1 protein-coding gene is annotated in these 223 nt (G+C 63.2%); it reads right to left on the bottom strand.

What is annotated here, in order from left to right:
* Positions 1-223, bottom strand: a 223-nt coding sequence (locus ACNQQL_RS36265; RefSeq protein ID WP_347069767.1) for an IS3 family transposase, incomplete at both ends; no start/stop codon positions are given.

Raw genomic sequence — 223 nt, 5'->3', positions numbered from 1 at the left:
GACGCCCATGCGCTTCATCAGCGTGCGCACGCGACGGCGACCAACTTCATGGCCTTCCCGGCGCAACAGGCGCGCCAGCATCCGTGCTCCGGCAAACGGAAACTCCATGTGTAGTTCGTCGATTCGTCGCATCAGCAACTGATCGGCCTCGCTGACCGGCTGCGGTCGGTAATAGGCGCTCGATCTCGCGATGCCAACCAGCCGCGTTTGTTGCGATACCGGC

It is taken from the genome of Burkholderia sp. LFS061, from assembly GCF_047978125.1.
In the GTDB taxonomy this organism is placed as follows: domain Bacteria; phylum Pseudomonadota; class Gammaproteobacteria; order Burkholderiales; family Burkholderiaceae; genus Burkholderia; species Burkholderia pyrrocinia_C.
Note: the sequence above shows the minus strand (reverse complement) of the source record. Positions and strands in the feature narration are given on the sequence as shown.